The following is a 15,731-nucleotide window of genomic DNA, read 5'->3' on the forward strand; positions in this document are numbered from 1 at the left end:
GGGCTCCGCCCGCCACGGGCGCGCAAAAATCCTAAGGTAAGATTTTTGGCACCCGCTCGATCCGGGCGCGCAGGATGGCGACCCGATTGGCGACGTCGGATCGCACCGGCCCGGCGCGCGGCGGATCGATTAATGTCGTGAACCAATGCGCTGGCGGCGCCTTGCCGCGCCGGTTCCCGCGCCATTCCAATCCGCGCAGCACGGCCTCCGCCGCTGCGGGCAGGCGATCCGGCAGGTCGCGGCCCGAGAGCGTGCCCCAAGCGGCCGTCCAGAGGCGCCCCACCGACCACGGGTTATAGCCGCCACCGCCCAGAAGCAGGAAGCGCGGGGCCAACGGCATCAGCCCGCGCAGCACCGCCAGATGCGCGCGGTTCGAGAGGGCGAGGCGCGAGAGCGGGTCCTCCTCGACCGCGTCCGCGCCGCATTGCATCACGATGGCATCCGGGCGGAAGGCCTCGACCGCGGGCAGGATGAGCCGGTCGCGGGCCAGCGCCATCTCATCGTCGTTGGTTCCACACGGCAGCGGCAGGTTGAAGACCTGGCCCAAGCCTGCGTCGTCCAGCGCACCGGTCCACGGCCAGCGCCGTTCCTCGTGCGTCGAGATCAGGAGGATATCGGGATCGTCCGCGAAGGCGGCCTCGACCCCGTCCATGTGATGCGCATCGATGTCGACATAGGCGATCCGCCGGATGCCCCGCGCGCGCAGCGACAGGATCCCGAAGACGCAGTCGTTAAGATAACAGAACCCGTTTGCGCGGTCGGGCATCCCGTGATGCGTGCCGCCGCCGGGGACATGGACGCGCCCGCCCTGCGCCAGGAGTTCGCCCGCGAGGATCGCGCCGCCGACGCCCGTGGCCGGGCGGCGGAACATCTCGGGAAAGACCGGGTTCGACACCGTCCCGAGCCCGTGGCGCGCCTTGGTCGCGTCATCGACATGTCCTTCCGTCTCGGCGCGCATCAAGGCCTCGACATAGGCGGCGCTGTGCCAGGCCCGCAGTGCTGCGGGCCGCGCGCGGGGCGAGGTGCGGAAGCGGTCCGCCGGCAGCCAGTCCAGCGCGCGCGAAAGGTCCATGACCGTCGAGACACGCGGCACCCGGAGGGGATGCCAGTCGCCATAGCTCGACCCGCGATAGATCTCGTGCCCGAGCAGGAGCGTCAGGGCAGGGCGCTTTCGACCAGGTCGATCATGCGGGGCGACAGCGGCTTGGTCGAGGACGTCTCGAAGGCCAAGAGGTCCCCGCCGGGCGCCAGAAGCGCCTTGTAGAAATTCCAGCGCGGCGCAGCACCGTGAGCGTCGGCCAGCCAGCGGTAGAATGGGTGCGCATCGGCGCCCGTGACGTCCGTGATCGCCGTCATCGGCAGCGTCAGGCCGTAATTCACCTCGCAGAACTCGGCGACGGAATCCGCGTCGGCCAGTTCCTGCCGGAATGCGTCCGACGGCACCGCGAGGACGGTCAGGCCTTGCTCGCCGTATCGCTCGTGCAAGGCCTGAAGCTCCGCGTATTGGTCGGTGAAGCCGCAGAGCGATGCGGTGTTCACCACCAGCACCGGCCCGCCCGAGAGTGCGGAGAGGTCGATCGTCCCACCTTCCAGCGCCTCGAATTCGAAGGCGCGCGCGGGCAGGGCGGCGAGGAGAAGAAGGGCGAGGATGACGCGCATAAACGGGAGGTAGCCGTGCGCGCCGTCAGTTCAACCGGCGGCGCGTCGGTGGGCCTTGGCATTGCGCAGGGACGGGAAACCCCTAGATTGCAGGGCCAGACGAAGGATATCCACCGCCCATGATCCGCTACGCCCTCCGCTGTGCCGCCGGCCACGACTTCGAGAGCTGGTTCGCCTCCGCCGACGCCTATGACGCGCTGGCGGCGAAGAGCATGGTGAGCTGTGGCTGCGGATCTACCGAGGTGACGAAAGCCCTGATGGCCCCCAAGGTCGCCGCCAGGGGCAACCGCCTGTCGACGCCGACCACGCCGATCGAGACCAAGATCGCCGAGCTTCGTGCTAAGGTCGAGGCGGAGGCGAGCTATGTTGGCCCGCGCTTCGCCGAAGAGGCCCGGCGCATCCACGCCTCCGAGACGCCCGAGACCCCGATCTACGGCGAGGCCAATCTCGCCGAGGCGAAGGCCCTGATCGATGACGGGATCGCGGTCGCACCGCTGCCGTTCCGCCCCAAGTCGAAGGCCAACTGATGCGTGCCCTCGTGACCGGGGCGAACCGTGGCATTGGTGCTGCGCTGATGACCGAAGGGGCCGCGCGCGGTCATGCGATGGTCGGCACGTCGCGCGCCGGTGCGGACGGGCTGATGCGGCTCGATGTGACCGATACCTGCCTCCAGACCGCCTGCGCTTCGGCCACGGGACCGCTCGATGCGGTAATCTGCAACGCGGGCGTCTATCTCGACAAGAACCGCGATCTCATGACGCTGAACGCTGCGACGCTGAACGCGACCTTACAGGCCAATGTGACGGGCGTGTTCCTGACCGTGCAGGCGCAACTGGCCAACCTCTCCGAAGGGGGACGGATCGCCATCATCGCCTCGCAGATGGGGTCGAGCGCGCGTGCTGGGGGGAACGCCTTCGCCTATCGCGCCTCGAAGGCGGCGGCGAGCAATCTCGGCCGCAGCCTCGCGGTGGCGCTGGCCCCGAAGGGTATCGCCGTCGGCATCTACCACCCCGGCTGGGTTCGCACCGAGATGGGGGGGGAGAACGCGGATATCGATGTCGCGACTTCCGCGCGCGGCCTCTGGGACCGCATCGAAGCCCTGACCCTCGACGACAGCGGAGCGTTCCTCTCGCATGACGGCACCGCGCTTGCGTTCTAGGCCCACGCGCCGTTCGCTCCTCGGGGCGGCGGCCGTTCTGGCCGCGCCGCGTCTTGTGCACGCTGAGGCGGGGCTCGTGATCCTGGCGGCTGCCAGCCTGAAGCCCGCGCTCGACGCGGTGCTCGACCGCTGGGACGGTCCGGTGCGGGTCAGCTATCTCGGGTCGGGCGCGGCCGCGCGGCAGGTGGCGGCGGGCGCGCCGGTGGACCTCGTGATCCTGGCGGCGGTCGACTGGATGGACTGGTTGGCAGGGCAGGGCGTGCTCGCCGGGCCGCCGGTCCCGCTCGCGGGCAACCGCCTGATCCTCGCCGGGCCGCCGGGATCGGCGCCGCTCACACTGGACCGGGCCGAGGTGCTCGACCGCCTGGGCGACGGGCGCTTCGCGATCGGCGACCCGATGTCGGTGCCCGCCGGGCGCTACGGGCAGCAGGCGCTCGAAACACTTGGCCTCTGGGACGCGATCCGCCCGCGCGCCGTGCTGACCGAGAACGTGCGCGCTGCGCTCGCCCATGTCGTGCGGGGCGATCTGGCGATGGGCGTGGTCTATGGATCGGATGCAGAGGGCAGCGCGGTCGCGACGCTCGCGACCTTTCCGCGCGCCTCGCATGCACCGATCACCTACCCGGCGGCGATCCCGGTCGGCGCAGGGCCCGGTGCGGCGGCGCTCCGCGCGCATATCGCCGCGGCCTCGGACATTTTCGCGGCCAAGGGCTTCGCGCCCGCGCCCATCGCGTGATCGATCTGCCGCCCGAGGCGTGGGAGGCGCTGGCGCTCTCTCTCCGCGTGTCGCTGGTGGCGACGCTCACCGCGCTGCCGCCGGCGATCTGGGTGGCCCATCTTCTGGCGCGGGGGCGCTTCCGGGGACGGGGGCTGCTGGATGCGGTGGTTCATCTGCCGCTGGTCCTGCCGCCGGTCGTCACGGGCTACGCGCTTCTCCTCCTCTTCTCGCGCGCCGGGCCCATCGGCAGTCTGCTCGAGCCGCTGGGCCTCGGGATCGCCTTTCGCTGGACGGGGGCCGCGCTGGCCGCAGGGATCATGGCCTTCCCGCTGATCGTCCGCGCCATCCGGCTGGCGATCGAGGCGGTCGATCCCGCGCTCGAAGAGGCGGCGGCGACCCTCGGGGCCTCGCGCTGGCGGATCTGGTGGACGGTCACCCTGCCGCTGGCCGCGCCGGGCCTTCTAGCGGGGGCCACGCTCGGCTTCGCCAAGGCCTTCGGGGAGTTCGGGGCGACGATCACCTTCGTCGCCTCCATCCCCGGCGAGACGCGAACGCTGCCGGCGGCGATCTACGCGTTCCTGCAAGTGCCCGATGGCGATGCGGGGCTGCGCGGGCTGGTCCTGATCGCGGTGGGCGTCGCGGTCGCTGCGGTCCTCGTCTCGAACTGGCTGGCCCCGCGCGTCGCGGCCCGGATCGCGGGTCGATGACGCTCTCGGTCGCCATTCGCCACCGGGTGGCGGCCTTCGCCCTCGACGCGACGTTCGACGCGCCGGGTGGCGTGACGGCGCTGTTCGGCCCGTCGGGCGCGGGCAAGACGACGCTCGCCCGCGCGGTGGCGGGGCTGTTGCCGACCGAGGCGGGGCGGATCGAGGTCGGGGACCGGGTGCTGCTCGACGCGGGAACCAACCTGCCGCCCCAGGCGCGACGCATCGGCTACGTCTTCCAGGAGCCGCGTCTCTTTCCCCATCTGAGCGTGCGCACCAACCTGCTCTACGGTGCGCCGCCAGGCACGGACCCGGCGGAGATCGCGGCGATGCTCGATATCGCCGACCTCCTGGACCGTCGGCCTGCTGGTCTCTCGGGGGGCGAGGCGGCGCGGGTCGCGATCGGCCGGGCACTGCTGCGCGACCCGGATCTCCTGATCCTGGACGAACCGCTGGCCGCGCTTGACGCCGCCCGGCGCGCGGCGATCCTGCCTTATCTCGAGCGGGTGCGCGGTCGGGGCACGCCGATCCTCTATATCAGTCACGCGATGGACGAGGTCGTGCGGCTGGCCGACACGCTCGTGTTGCTCGACGGCGGGCGGGTCGTCCGGGCCGGGCCGCTGGCCGAGGTGCTGGCCGATCCGGGCGCCGCCGCCGCGCTGGGTCCGGGCCAGATCGGAACGTTGCTCGACGGGCGCGTCACCGTGAGGGGCGGGGGGCTGGCGACGGTCGAGACCTCGATCGGCGCCCTGCGCATCGCGGCCGATCTGCCGGGCGACCGCCTGCGATTCCGCATCCGGGCCGAGGACGTGACGGTCGCGACCACCGAGCCAACGGGCCTGTCCGCGCGGAACGTCATGGCCGGGCGCGTGGAATCGATCGGGCCGCTGGGCGACGCGATCCTCCTCGGGCTGTCGGTCGGAGAGGGACGGCTCCTGGCGCAAGTGACGCCGGAAGCGGTGGCCGATCTCGATCTGGCACCCGGTCGCGATATCTGGGCGATCGTGAAGGCCAGCGGCGTCGGCTCGGGCTAGCCGGTCACGCGACCCAGGGCGCGCAGGATGCGCCGTTCCAGCCCCCGACGCTCGGCGGGGGTCAGGAAGGCGCCGATCTCGACCGCGCGGGGCCCGCCCTCAAGCGTGAGGTAGTCCTCGACCGGGCCGACCTTCTCGTGCCGCTCGACCCGGACCCAGTAGGGATTGGCCTGCCAGTCTCGCGTGGTGCCATCGGGGTCGCGGCGCTCCAGCCGCGCGGCCTCGGGCGTCAGGACGAGGTGTTCGAGGATGTCGCGATCGCGCCACGAACGTTGCAGACCGAACCACAGAAGCGCCAGCGCCCCGAGACAGAAGGGCAGGACACCCCAGAGCACGGCCGTCCCGATCAGGCCCACCATCGGGATGCAGAGCATCGCGAAGGTCGCGCCGATCATCCAGGCGAACCCGGTGCCCGTCATCGACTGGTGCGGCCAGAGTTCCAGCTCAAGCACGGAGGCCCCGGAGTGATCCGGGGCCTCGGCGCTGTCATAGATGACGTGGATCGGCATCAGTGATGCGGCTGGCGGTCCCACATCTCGCGCGTCGGAAGCTCCTCGAAGGTGTGCTCCGGCGGCGGATTGGGCAGCGTCCATTCCAGCGTGTCCGCATGCTCGCCCCAATAGGCGTTCTCGGTCACCTTCCGGCCGGCCATGATCGTGTAGAACACCACGCCGATGAAGAAGAGGAACGAGGCGAAGGACAGGAACGCGCCCCAGCTCGACACCGCGTTCCAGAGCGCGAAGGCGTCCGGATAGTCGATATAGCGGCGGGGCATGCCCTGACGGCCGAGGAAGTGCTGCGGGAAGAACGTCAGGTTCGCGCCGATGAAGAACGTCCAGAAATGCAGCTTGCCTGCCCATTCCGGATACTGCCGGCCCGACATCTTGCCGATCCAGTAATAGATCCCCGCGAAGATGCCGAACACGGCCCCGAGGCTCATCACGTAGTGGAAATGCGCCACGACGTAGTAGGTGTCGTGATAGGCTCGGTCGATGCCCGCCTGGGACAGGACGATGCCGGTCACGCCGCCCACGGTGAAGAGGAAGATGAACCCGATCGCGAAGAGCATGGGCGTCTTGAAGCTGATCGAGCCGCCCCACATCGTCGCGATCCACGAGAAGATCTTCACGCCCGTGGGCACCGCGATGATCATCGTGGCCACCATGAAATAGGCCTGCTGCGTCAGCGACATGCCCACCGTGTACATGTGGTGCGCCCAGACGACGAAGCCCAGGCCGCCGATGGCGATCATGGCGTAGACCATGGGCAGGTAGCCGAAGATCGGCTTCTTCGAGAAGGTGCTGACGATGTGGCTGACGATGCCGAAGGCCGGCAGGACAACGATGTAGACCTCGGGGTGACCGAAGAACCACAGGATGTGCTGGTAGAGCACGGGGTCGCCGCCACCCGCCGGGTCGAAGAAGGTCGTCCCGAAGTTGCGGTCCGTCAGCAGCATGGTGATGGCACCGGCCAGAACCGGCAGCGCCAGCAGGATCAGCCACGCGGTCACGAAGATCGACCACGCGAAGAGAGGCACCTTGTGGAGCGTCATGCCCGGAGCGCGCATGTTGAGGAACGTGGTGATGATGTTGATCGCGCCCAGGATCGAGGATGCGCCCGATACGTGGACCGCGAAGATCGCGATGTCCGTGGACATGCCCGCTTCGGTCGTCGAGAGCGGCGGGTAGAGCACCCAGCCGATGCCCGAACCCGACTGGCCGTTGCCGCCCGGCACGAGGACCGACAGCACCGCGAGCGACGTGCCCGCCACGAAGAGCCAGAAGCTGAGGTTGTTGAGACGCGGGAACGCCATGTCCGGCGCGCCGATATGGAGCGGCATGAAGTAGTTGCCGAACCCCCCGAAGAGCGCGGGGATCACCACGAAGAACATCATCAGGATGCCGTGGCCGGTGATGAGGACGTTCCAGAGGTGGCCGTTCGGAGTGCAGTCCCCGGCGGCGGCGGCCGTTAGGCGCGCGCCTTCCATGCACATGTACTGCACGCCCGGATCCATGAGCTCCATGCGCATGTAGACCGTGAAGGCGACCGAGATGAACCCGGCGAGGCCCGACACGAAGAGATACAGGATCCCGATGTCCTTGTGGTTCGTGGACATGAACCAGCGCGTGAAGAAGCCGGGCTTCTCGTGATTGTCGTGGCCCGAGATGGCGGCGTCAGCCATGCGGATGCTCCTGTGGTCTGGTCTGTCGAATCCCCGAACGGCGCCCGGCGCCGGTCGTTCGGGTTGCGTTCTAGAGGGCCTGCCTTCGCAGGGCAACGGCACATTGGGTCGCGGGGGGCGGCGTCCTGTCGCTGGGGCCGGCGCGCATCGCATGGTCGTGGAGATGGCTGCCGCATGGCGGGGCCCGTCTCGTCGGGGCACGCCGATGACCGGGCTCGCGGGTTCGGAGGAAAAAGCTCCGCCGACCGTGGGGGGAGCGGTCGGCGGAGCGGGGTCGTCTTGGAATTTCGGTGCGGTCAGCGGGTCTTATAGAAGCCCACGGAGTCAATATAGGTGCCGACATTGTCGATGGCGCCGGTCTCGCGCAGCTCGAGCGTGTTGGTGCCGTCGCCGGTGCCGCCGGTGACGTCGAATTCATAGGTCTGCCAGACGTTCTCGCCCGGTGCGGCCACGCCGACAAACTCGCCGCCCCAATAGACCTCGACGGCGTTGTTGCCGATAATATCCGTGGCCGAGAAGGCGATGCGGTAGGGCTCGTCGGCCTCGGCGTTGTCGAAGGTCTGGGTGATCTGGAGGTTGCCGGGCGATTCGCCCATGTCGAGGAACCAGCTTCCGTCCTGCACGTCCGCGCCGCGGTAGCCGTCCCACTTGATCTCGAAGTTGAGGCCATTCGCTTCGGTCCAGCCCTCGATCGACTCTGCATCGAAGCCCCAGCTCGCGGTCTGAAGGCCGAGGACGGTCTCGAAGGAGCCGTTGTTGATGTCGACCGTGAGATAATCCTCGTCGCTTTCGCCGGTCACGGCTTCGGACACGGTCGAGGCGAAGACCTGCGTGCCGCCGTTGACGAGGCCGCTGGACGCGATGGCGAGGGCCGCGCCGAGTGCAGTCAGGAGCACCCATTCGACGGTGACGGTGCCGTCTTCGCGGCGCAGGAAACGGCGGATGGCAAGAGGCGTGGCAGACATGGGGATCGTCCGATTCGGGTCAGGTGGCAGGGCGTTAACCAATTCTCTGCCATCCGACCGGGGCGAAGCTTCGCAGGAATCGTGACGTTCCTAAGGCAGCGCGCCGCCGCCCATCCGCGCCAGCGCCGCCGGCATCGTGCGCCGGAGCGCATCGTCGAGGTCGCCCATTGCTACCGGCAGCCCGAGATCGACCAGCGACGTCACCCCGTGGCCGGTGATGCCGCAGGGGACGATCCCGTCGAAATGGCCGAGATCGGGCTCCACGTTGATCGAGAGCCCATGAAAGCTGACCCATTTGCGCAGGCGGATGCCGATGGCCGCGATCTTGTCCTCGCGCGGGGTGCCGTCGGGCAAGGGCGGCTTGTCGGGCCGCGCGACCCAGACGCCGACCCGGCCGGCGCGGATCTCGCCCCGGATGCCGAATTCGGCCAGCGTGTCGATCACCCAAGCCTCAAGCGCGGCCACGAAAGCCCTGACGTCCCGCCCGCGCGCGCCCACGTCGAGCATCGTGTAGACGACCCGCTGCCCCGGCCCGTGATAGGTGTATTGCCCGCCGCGCCGCGCGTCGTGGACAGGAAAGCGGTCGGGATCGACGAGATCCTCGCTCCGCGCGCTGGTCCCGGCCGTGTAGAGCGGCGGATGCTCCAGCAGCCACAGGGCCTCGGCCGCCGTCCCGTCCCGGATGCCCGCGACGCGCGCCTCCATCGCGGCCAGCGCGGTTTCGTAGGGCACGGGGGCCGGAGAGGTGATCCATTCTGGCAGCATCGGGTGCGGTCTAGGCGGCGCGGGCCGTCGGGGGAAGGGGGGCGAGATTTCCACTTTCCTTCCTCCTGCGGCTTCGCTAATCCCCCGCCACGGCCCAAGGGCGTCACGCGGTCGTGGCGGAATTGGTAGACGCGCAGCGTTGAGGTCGCTGTGGGGTAACACCCGTGGAAGTTCGAGTCTTCTCGACCGCACCACGCTTTTGGGCCTAAAACTAAGGGTTGCAAGGGTTTCCGAGCACCCGACCTAGCAAAACGTCACACCTTATGTCACACAGACATGGTGTGACGTTTTTGATTCTAGGGGTCTGCAATGAAGAAGGTTGAAGGCACGATCATTCGCGCCGGGCGCTACCATGCGAACCTGAAAATCCCGGCCTGTCTGCGCGCTCGCTACGGCGGGAAGGACATCTATCGCACGTCCCTCAAGACGGCGGATGCAGCCACTGCAAAGACAAAGGTCGGCATCATCCGGGCCACGATGGACCTTGAGCGCGAGGCCGCCGAGCAATCGACCGAACTTGACCGCCTGACGGCGGCACTCGCCCCCGATCAGCTCGCCCTCTACCGAAAGGCCGGGGGCCTAGAGGGTCTATTGCGCCGCTTCGCCGAGTCCGAGGCCGCGAAGCCCTTCATCGAAGCCGCCCGTCCGTCTTCACAACCTGACGACGAAGAACGCGACGACGAAGAGATTCAGATTGAGGCGGCAGAACACCGCGCCGCCGCCGACACCTTGCAAGCCCAGCGCAACGCCGTCGGGAAGACGCTTCGCGCGCTTGGACAGGATGTCGGCCTTGAGACGGTGCATAGCCTCCGCGACCTTGCAGAGGACCACGCCGCCAGCGTCGATCCCCAGACGGCGGACGGCCTGCGAACCATCGTGCGGCGGTTCACGGAATTTCATGGTGAAGTGGCGCTCGAAAACCTTGAGGCCCGCCACCTTCGCGAGTTCGTTGACGCCTGCGCCGGGTTGCCGAAGGTCCAGAGCCGGGAAGCCCAGCGCAAGATGACCTTTCCGCAACTTGTGGACGACGCAGCTCGGCGAAATGCTCCGACGATCAGCTATGCGACGCAGCGCAAGATTTTCGACAGCCTCAAGGGGTTGATGGCGCATGGCGCGGGCCGGGGGTTCGTCACAGACAACCCGTGGGCCTCGCTCAGGCTCAAGGCCCCGAAGCGGAAGCACTCGGTTGCCTCGCCGCGCCGCCCCTTCACCGGCCCCGAGGTCGCGAAGGTTCTGGACCATGTTCGCGGGTCCAACGAGCCGCAGTTCGGTCCCGAGACGCTGGACCATTGGGGGCCGCATTTGGGGGCATACCACGGGCTGCGGATTCAGGAGGCGTCGCAACTGCGCGTCGAAGACTTCGCCGAGCGCGATGGCGTATGGGCCATGAAAATCACTGACGAAGGCGAGGGGCAGAAGGCGAAGACGAAGTCGTCCGTCCGCTGGGTCCCGGTCCATCCCGCGATTGCCGCCGATCTGCGCCGCCTTGTCGAGAGCCGCGCAGGGCATGACGGATTCCTCTTCGTCTATTGGCATCGCTATCGCAAGAAACTCGTTCCCCTTGAGCCGGACAGCCGGGGCCGCGTCAGCGGCGCTTATGCCAAGCGGTTCGCGGCGATGATGGACCGGATCGGCTTGGACGACCCCGCACTTGTGTTCCACAGCTTCCGTCACCGGCTACAGGACGCCGCCGACAGCGCAGGCATTCCGGACAGTCATCGCCGCTATCTCACGGGGCGGGCCAACCCCGACGCCGTCGAAGGCGGCTACGGGCAAGGCGCGTCCATGAAAGCCCTCGCGGGCAGTCTGGCGAAGGTCGATCCGCTGGCATGATGACAGGGGCAGGGGCCGCTGACGCGGACCCCCACCCGAACGCGGCGTCAACGAAGTCCCGGCTCAGAATCGTTTGCCTGTCCCGGTGTTCTTCGTATGTTCTCAGCGATGCCCTACAAGCTCGCTACATTCAAAGGCTTCAAGTGGGACGTGAGGGTTGGCACCCTCGCGGGCTTTCATGTCGTCCATGTCATGTGCCAAGCCTGCGGCAAGTCCTACTCCGTAGCCCCGCATCATCTTTATGCGCGGTTTCCGGCTTCGGTCAGCTTGCTCGATCTAGAGCGCCATCACTTCCGGTGCAGGGCGTGCGGGCGCAGAGGCGAGGGCGTTCTGACATGGCACGTTCAAACCGCATTCTCGCCGGTGTCAGGCGTCGATTGAGCCGATTGGGGCCTGTCCGCGTCAGCGGATAATTCAATCTCCGAATGAACCGTTTTGGCGGCGTTCATTTACTTTTCGCCCATTTTGTGTTAGTAAGAATTCAAGGCTTTTTGGCCAAACACCCCCCAAAATCAGTGAACCGATATCATGCAATCAATTACCGTGCGCGATTTCAGTCTTCTAGGGCTGAGTCGTTATTCCGCTTATCGTCACCTCACCGCTGTTAAGCGGCTACCTTCACGCTCGCCTACGGGCGAGTTGCGATTTGAGCTTACCCGTGCGATCCCCGCGATTCTTCCCCGCTATATAGGCTCACTTCCCGCGCTCTTCGATGCCGCACGCGTCGAGACAGGGTTTCCCGAAGACGCCCGCGATTGCGCGACTAGGCTGGACGAATGGATTACGGATATCGGTGGAGCTGCAATGCGTATGCGGGCTGAGAAGGCTCGGCGCATTTTCGTCCAATCCCTGACCGGCGAATGCAAGTCAACGGTCCTCTTGAAGCCAATCGAATACCTCCGCCAGATCGTTATTCTGGACGATGAAATTTTGCGCCCGGTAATCGTCGGCGATAGACCGCTCCCAGCCGAGATCGGGGACTTTGCAAAGCGGTTCGCCATTGAAAATTCACCTACACAATTGGAGGCAGAGTATGTCTTTTGAAAATCTGATTTGTGAAGACGAGAAGCTACAAGCGCGATATGACATCGCCTGCAATACCGTCATTGAAATCGCGAAGAATGCGGGAGTTTCGCTGTCGAAGAGTGACGTATCGGTCATGCCGAGCGTGCGACTTGCTGTCCTAGATGGAACCGAAATCGGCGGCGAACACTTTGAGCGAGAATTGAGGAATCTGCCTGCCATGATCGCGGCAAAAGAAAAGGCGGATCACGTTGACGCATTGCAACGGGGCGAACGCGACGCCCACGATAGACTCGCCCGGATGTCCCCGGCGGACCGGATGACGTTCGCGCGCGAAAACGATATACGAGCGATTCCGCAGGAAGAATCCGCCGATGATGAAGCCGCGCGGCTTCAAATGGTGTTGAACCTGTCCAATCCCGCCGCCCGCATTGCCGCCGCTAGACGGTTGGGCATCGTGAAATGACTGAGGCCCCCGGCATGTCCGGGGGCCTCTTCTTCAACCACGCGTATTCATGAGACCGCCATACCGCATGTGCTCGACCATCTTTTGTTCAATCATGCCGTTGATCTGGTTTGTGATGACTTCCGCGATCTGCGCCCCTTGCGCTTCATCGTCGCCGCCATTCCCTTCGACTGTCACCGCGACATGATTGTTGACGACCATGTCGCCGCCGCCGCCGCCCGCGAGGCTGACGGGAACCTTGCGGTTCCCATCAAGCGGAATAACGGCCTCATTGGCGTGCAGGATCGCAGGCATCCCCGACGTGTTCGCGGTTCCGCGCGCGAACTCCGGGATACCGTGGAATTCTGAGACCTTAGGTGCAGGCTCGCGATACGCGACCGGCGCGGGAGCTGCGTCCGAACCACTCCCCGCAAAGAGCATCGAACCGGCCATGAGTCCGAGCGTGAGCCAGTTTCCGCCCCCAAGAAAACCGCCGAGACCGCCCCCGCCAGCCGTTGCCCTCGCCATCATCTGGGCACCTTGGCTCGACCCCTGCACAATGCCCGTCTGCATTTGAGACGCGCCTCTAGTGGACGCGACAGTAACCATGGTGGACATACGCGCCCCGCCCGCAGCCGTTGCTGTCTGCATCTGTGAGGCCCCCAGCGAACCGCCACGGCTGACGCCGCCAGCCAGCACATTCGCAGCCTGTTGCGCCGCCGATACCATCTGGGAAGCAATCGTAGCCCCCGCCTGTTGGCCCCCGGTTACGACGCCATTCGTCAACGCCGCTGCCTCCGACCCTCCGCCGAAGCCGCCGAGCATCGAGTCCAGAGCATCACCGATGCCCAGACCCTCGACAATGCGGTCTGCGAGGGCATTCGTTACCGCGCTACGGATATTGTTCGCGAAATTCGCGAAGGCCTCCGGGTCGCCATTCAAGGCCGCTGCGATCCCGTCCCGCGCCGCGCCTTCGATGCCGTCCCTTAGGCCATTGCTATTGCCCCGGCGCGCCTCGGATTGGACTTCTAGTGCATCAATCTGGCGCAGGATCGCGGCAGTCTCGGCGTCCACGAGACCGCCATTCTGGGACGCCTTTTGCGCGTATAGCTCTGCCGCTCTCAGCGACTCGAATTGCCCCGCTGCGACAAGCCGGTGCGCGGCCTCTTCATGCCTTAGGTTTTCGAGCCGATCCTGAATCTGCCCATTCAGGCGCTCGATTGCTTTGGCTTCTTCGGAGATCGCAGCGCGCCGCGATCTGCCACCGCCACCGCCGCGCGATCCCTTCCGCGTTCGGGCTGCTGCCCGCTCATTATGGGCGTCGATCATGTCTTGAACCGGGGTATAGCCCAGTTCTCGATTGTATTGAGGGCCATTCTCGAAATCTCTAGGGTCCCCGCCGCGTCCCGAATAGACTTGGGACTCCTGTTGATTAATCCGAGACATTAGATTCATCGCCGCCTGCAATTCAGACGTCAAGTTCGCGGCAACGTCCACGGCAGGGCTGAGGCTAGGCGCGACGTCGGCCACGGTATTCGCAAGATCATTGGCCGCTGCCTCGGCGGCGCGGACTTCGTTATGAAGGTCGATTGTCTCGATTAGGCTCGCGCTGAACTCCGGGGGCAGGTTTGACGCCGCGACGCCAGCGTCTAGGAGGAACCGATTCAGATCGGAGACCGCAGCGGCTTGCGCGTCCATCGTGTTGCTATTTGCGAGGCGTCCGATGATGTCGTTTAGCTGTCTGGCGTCTGCGGCGGTTACGCCGAAGTCAGAGCTGAGCCTTTGGAGGGTGTTCCGGAGATCGTGCCCCCCGGAAGCCGCCGTGTGGTAGCCCGCCGCCGCATCGCGCATGATCGAAGATTGCTCGCGCAGGGCGTTATTCACTTCGGCCACGCGCAACTGCGCCTGTAGAATCGCGAATTCACGAACCGCGCCAGCCGCGTCCCCGTATTTGTTGACGAGTTCAAGCGTGGAAAGGGCAAGAATATCCTGTGATGCGCTCACCCCTTCCATTAGCACTCTCAGGTTATCGAGGCGATCCTCTAGGGAAGCCGCCGAGTCCTCGGCATTTAGCGCGCCCATACCCCACTGAATGAGGGCGGCGGCACCCGCAATGACGCCGATGGTGGCAAGCGACATCGGGTTAATCATGGAACCGATGCCAGAAACTAGCCCGGTGAGCGCGCCTCGCGCTCCGCCAGATTCCCGCGCCATGTCATTTATGACCATAGACAACTGGGACCCCTGTTGGAGCGCGATCCGCATCGGGGACATGCCCATTTCCGCCGTAACGAAGACGTCCTGAATCTGATAAGCCGCATTCTGGGATTGGTGCCCGGCAACGCGCGTGGCGTTCCCGTATCGTTTCATCTGGGCTGACGCCCCCGCCAACTGCGCTGCGGCTTCGGCACGTGCGGCCCCGGCTTGCTTGGCGCTGATCGCCCCCAGCCGCTCGGCTTGCGCGATCTCGTTCAGAGCCGTCTCGTATCGCTGACTCGTGGCGTAGAGGGGATTATATGCGGCGCGTAGACGCTCGATCTCGGTTGCTCGGCTCGCCGTAGCCGCCGCTGCGACCGTCTCCGCCCGCGCCATCGCCTCAAGGTCTACGGCCCGGCGCTTTAGGTCATCGCGACCCGTGAGGAATGACGCCCGCGCCTCTCGCACGTCTAGCGGTGACTGCGCGGCGGCAAGGTTGGTTTTGAGGCGTGCCAACTCCGCATTCAGCTTCGCGACGGACCCCATGTCCCCGAGCCGATCCAACCTTTCCGCCAATCGCTGCGTCTCAGTTGTCGAGACGCGCAACGCCGTCGCTTGCTGGATCGCGGTCCTTCGGATGGCATCGCCAGAGGCCAGTGCCGCGTTCTTGGCTGCCTTGAATGACGTGGACGCATCTTTGATGGACCGGGAGTCGATATTGATCTTCGACTTCGATAGCTTGGCGAAAAGGCCTTCTGTATCTCTTTCGAGTCCGGTGACCGATCTCTTGACGGCTTCAATTGCGGCGCGGAACTGGTCGCTGCCTCGCTTAGCCGCCGCCGCATCAATATTTAGTTCGAGCGAATATCGCTTGTTGGACACTTAAAATCTCTATCTGAATATTTCGGGGGGCGCGACATGGCTACGAAAACGCGCCCCCCTGACAAGCCGACTAGGAGCAATCGGCTTGGGCTTGGGGAATGACTCCTCTTTATCACGGTTTTATAGAAAAGTCACTACTCCCTGCGAAAAGGGTCAGGCGACGCGG

General features: G+C 66.0%; 15 protein-coding genes and 1 tRNA gene. 9 read left to right on the top strand and 7 right to left on the bottom strand.

Translation table 11 applies throughout. From position 1 onward, the window contains the following. Window positions 1-31 precede the first annotated feature (31 nt). Together ACK8OR_RS01720 and ACK8OR_RS01725 are read right to left on the bottom strand one after the other, a co-directional pair. Window positions 32-1,159: an acetoin utilization protein AcuC gene (locus ACK8OR_RS01720; RefSeq protein ID WP_410189850.1), complete on the bottom strand. Its 1,128-nt coding sequence runs from the start codon at window positions 1,157-1,159 to the stop codon at window positions 32-34. Next, window positions 1,156-1,659 carry a glutathione peroxidase gene (locus tag ACK8OR_RS01725; protein WP_410187748.1) on the bottom strand — a complete coding sequence of 168 codons (504 nt, stop codon included), beginning with the start codon at window positions 1,657-1,659 and terminating at the stop codon, window positions 1,156-1,158. The genes ACK8OR_RS01720 and ACK8OR_RS01725 overlap by 4 nt, the downstream gene beginning before the upstream one ends. Before the next feature lie 119 nt (window positions 1,660-1,778). On the opposite strand from ACK8OR_RS01725, the gene ACK8OR_RS01730 reads away from it, so the two are divergent. The 5 genes from ACK8OR_RS01730 to modC are packed head-to-tail and all read left to right on the top strand — an operon-like array spanning window position 1,779 to window position 5,274. Beyond that, window positions 1,779-2,186 carry a DUF1178 family protein gene (locus tag ACK8OR_RS01730; RefSeq protein WP_410187749.1) on the top strand — a complete coding sequence of 136 codons (408 nt, stop codon included), beginning with the start codon at window positions 1,779-1,781 and terminating at the stop codon, window positions 2,184-2,186. Further along, window positions 2,186-2,818, top strand: a complete 633-nt coding sequence (locus ACK8OR_RS01735) for an SDR family NAD(P)-dependent oxidoreductase (RefSeq protein ID WP_410187750.1) — start codon at window positions 2,186-2,188, stop codon at window positions 2,816-2,818. Before ACK8OR_RS01730 ends, ACK8OR_RS01735 begins: the two co-directional genes overlap by 1 nt. After that, a complete protein-coding gene (modA, locus tag ACK8OR_RS01740) occupies window positions 2,793-3,554 on the top strand; it encodes a molybdate ABC transporter substrate-binding protein (protein WP_410187751.1) in 762 nt (253 codons plus the stop codon). Before ACK8OR_RS01735 ends, modA begins: the two co-directional genes overlap by 26 nt. Further along, window positions 3,551-4,243: a molybdate ABC transporter permease subunit gene (modB, locus tag ACK8OR_RS01745; RefSeq protein ID WP_410187752.1), complete on the top strand. Its 693-nt coding sequence runs from the start codon at window positions 3,551-3,553 to the stop codon at window positions 4,241-4,243. Before modA ends, modB begins: the two co-directional genes overlap by 4 nt. After that, complete coding sequence (modC, locus tag ACK8OR_RS01750) at window positions 4,240-5,274, top strand: molybdenum ABC transporter ATP-binding protein (RefSeq protein WP_410187753.1); 1,035 nt, start codon at window positions 4,240-4,242, stop codon at window positions 5,272-5,274. The genes modB and modC overlap by 4 nt, the downstream gene beginning before the upstream one ends. Here the strand turns inward: modC and ACK8OR_RS01755 are convergent. The 4 genes from ACK8OR_RS01755 to lipB all read right to left on the bottom strand — a co-directional run bounded on the left by ACK8OR_RS01755 (window position 5,271) and on the right by lipB (window position 9,183). After that, window positions 5,271-5,783: a DUF2244 domain-containing protein gene (locus ACK8OR_RS01755; RefSeq protein WP_410187754.1), complete on the bottom strand. Its 513-nt coding sequence runs from the start codon at window positions 5,781-5,783 to the stop codon at window positions 5,271-5,273. The two genes, modC and ACK8OR_RS01755, sit on opposite strands and share 4 nt — an antisense overlap. Beyond that, window positions 5,783-7,456, bottom strand: coding sequence for a cytochrome c oxidase subunit I (gene ctaD, locus ACK8OR_RS01760; RefSeq protein WP_410187755.1), 1,674 nt, complete (start codon window positions 7,454-7,456; stop codon window positions 5,783-5,785). Before ctaD ends, ACK8OR_RS01755 begins: the two co-directional genes overlap by 1 nt. Window positions 7,457-7,752: 296 nt before the next feature. Further along, on the bottom strand, window positions 7,753-8,421 hold the full coding sequence (locus tag ACK8OR_RS01765) for a hypothetical protein (RefSeq protein ID WP_410187756.1): 669 nt from the start codon (window positions 8,419-8,421) through the stop codon (window positions 7,753-7,755). Window positions 8,422-8,511: 90 nt separating this feature from the next. Beyond that, entirely contained in the window at window positions 8,512-9,183 is a 672-nt protein-coding gene (lipB, locus tag ACK8OR_RS01770; protein ID WP_410189851.1) for a lipoyl(octanoyl) transferase LipB, read from the bottom strand. 110 nt (window positions 9,184-9,293) lie between these two features. On the opposite strand from lipB, the gene ACK8OR_RS01775 reads away from it, so the two are divergent. The 4 genes from ACK8OR_RS01775 (at window position 9,294) to ACK8OR_RS01790 (ending at window position 12,508) form a co-directional block, all read left to right on the top strand. Beyond that, window positions 9,294-9,380: transfer RNA gene (locus ACK8OR_RS01775), tRNA-Leu, on the top strand. 115 nt (window positions 9,381-9,495) lie between these two features. After that, entirely contained in the window at window positions 9,496-11,019 is a 1,524-nt protein-coding gene (locus ACK8OR_RS01780) for a DUF6538 domain-containing protein (protein ID WP_410187757.1), read from the top strand. A gap of 528 nt (window positions 11,020-11,547) precedes the next feature. Beyond that, window positions 11,548-12,063: a hypothetical protein gene (locus ACK8OR_RS01785; RefSeq protein WP_410187758.1), complete on the top strand. Its 516-nt coding sequence runs from the start codon at window positions 11,548-11,550 to the stop codon at window positions 12,061-12,063. After that, window positions 12,053-12,508: a hypothetical protein gene (locus ACK8OR_RS01790; protein WP_410187759.1), complete on the top strand. Its 456-nt coding sequence runs from the start codon at window positions 12,053-12,055 to the stop codon at window positions 12,506-12,508. Before ACK8OR_RS01785 ends, ACK8OR_RS01790 begins: the two co-directional genes overlap by 11 nt. Window positions 12,509-12,541: 33 nt before the next feature. On the opposite strand, the gene ACK8OR_RS01795 is transcribed toward ACK8OR_RS01790, so the two are convergent. Beyond that, complete coding sequence (locus ACK8OR_RS01795; protein WP_410187760.1) at window positions 12,542-15,565, bottom strand: phage tail length tape measure family protein; 3,024 nt, start codon at window positions 15,563-15,565, stop codon at window positions 12,542-12,544. Window positions 15,566-15,731 lie beyond the last annotated feature (166 nt).

The sequence above is a fragment of the Jannaschia halovivens genome, from assembly GCF_046452375.1.
Classification (GTDB): Bacteria; Pseudomonadota; Alphaproteobacteria; order Rhodobacterales; family Rhodobacteraceae; genus Jannaschia; species Jannaschia halovivens.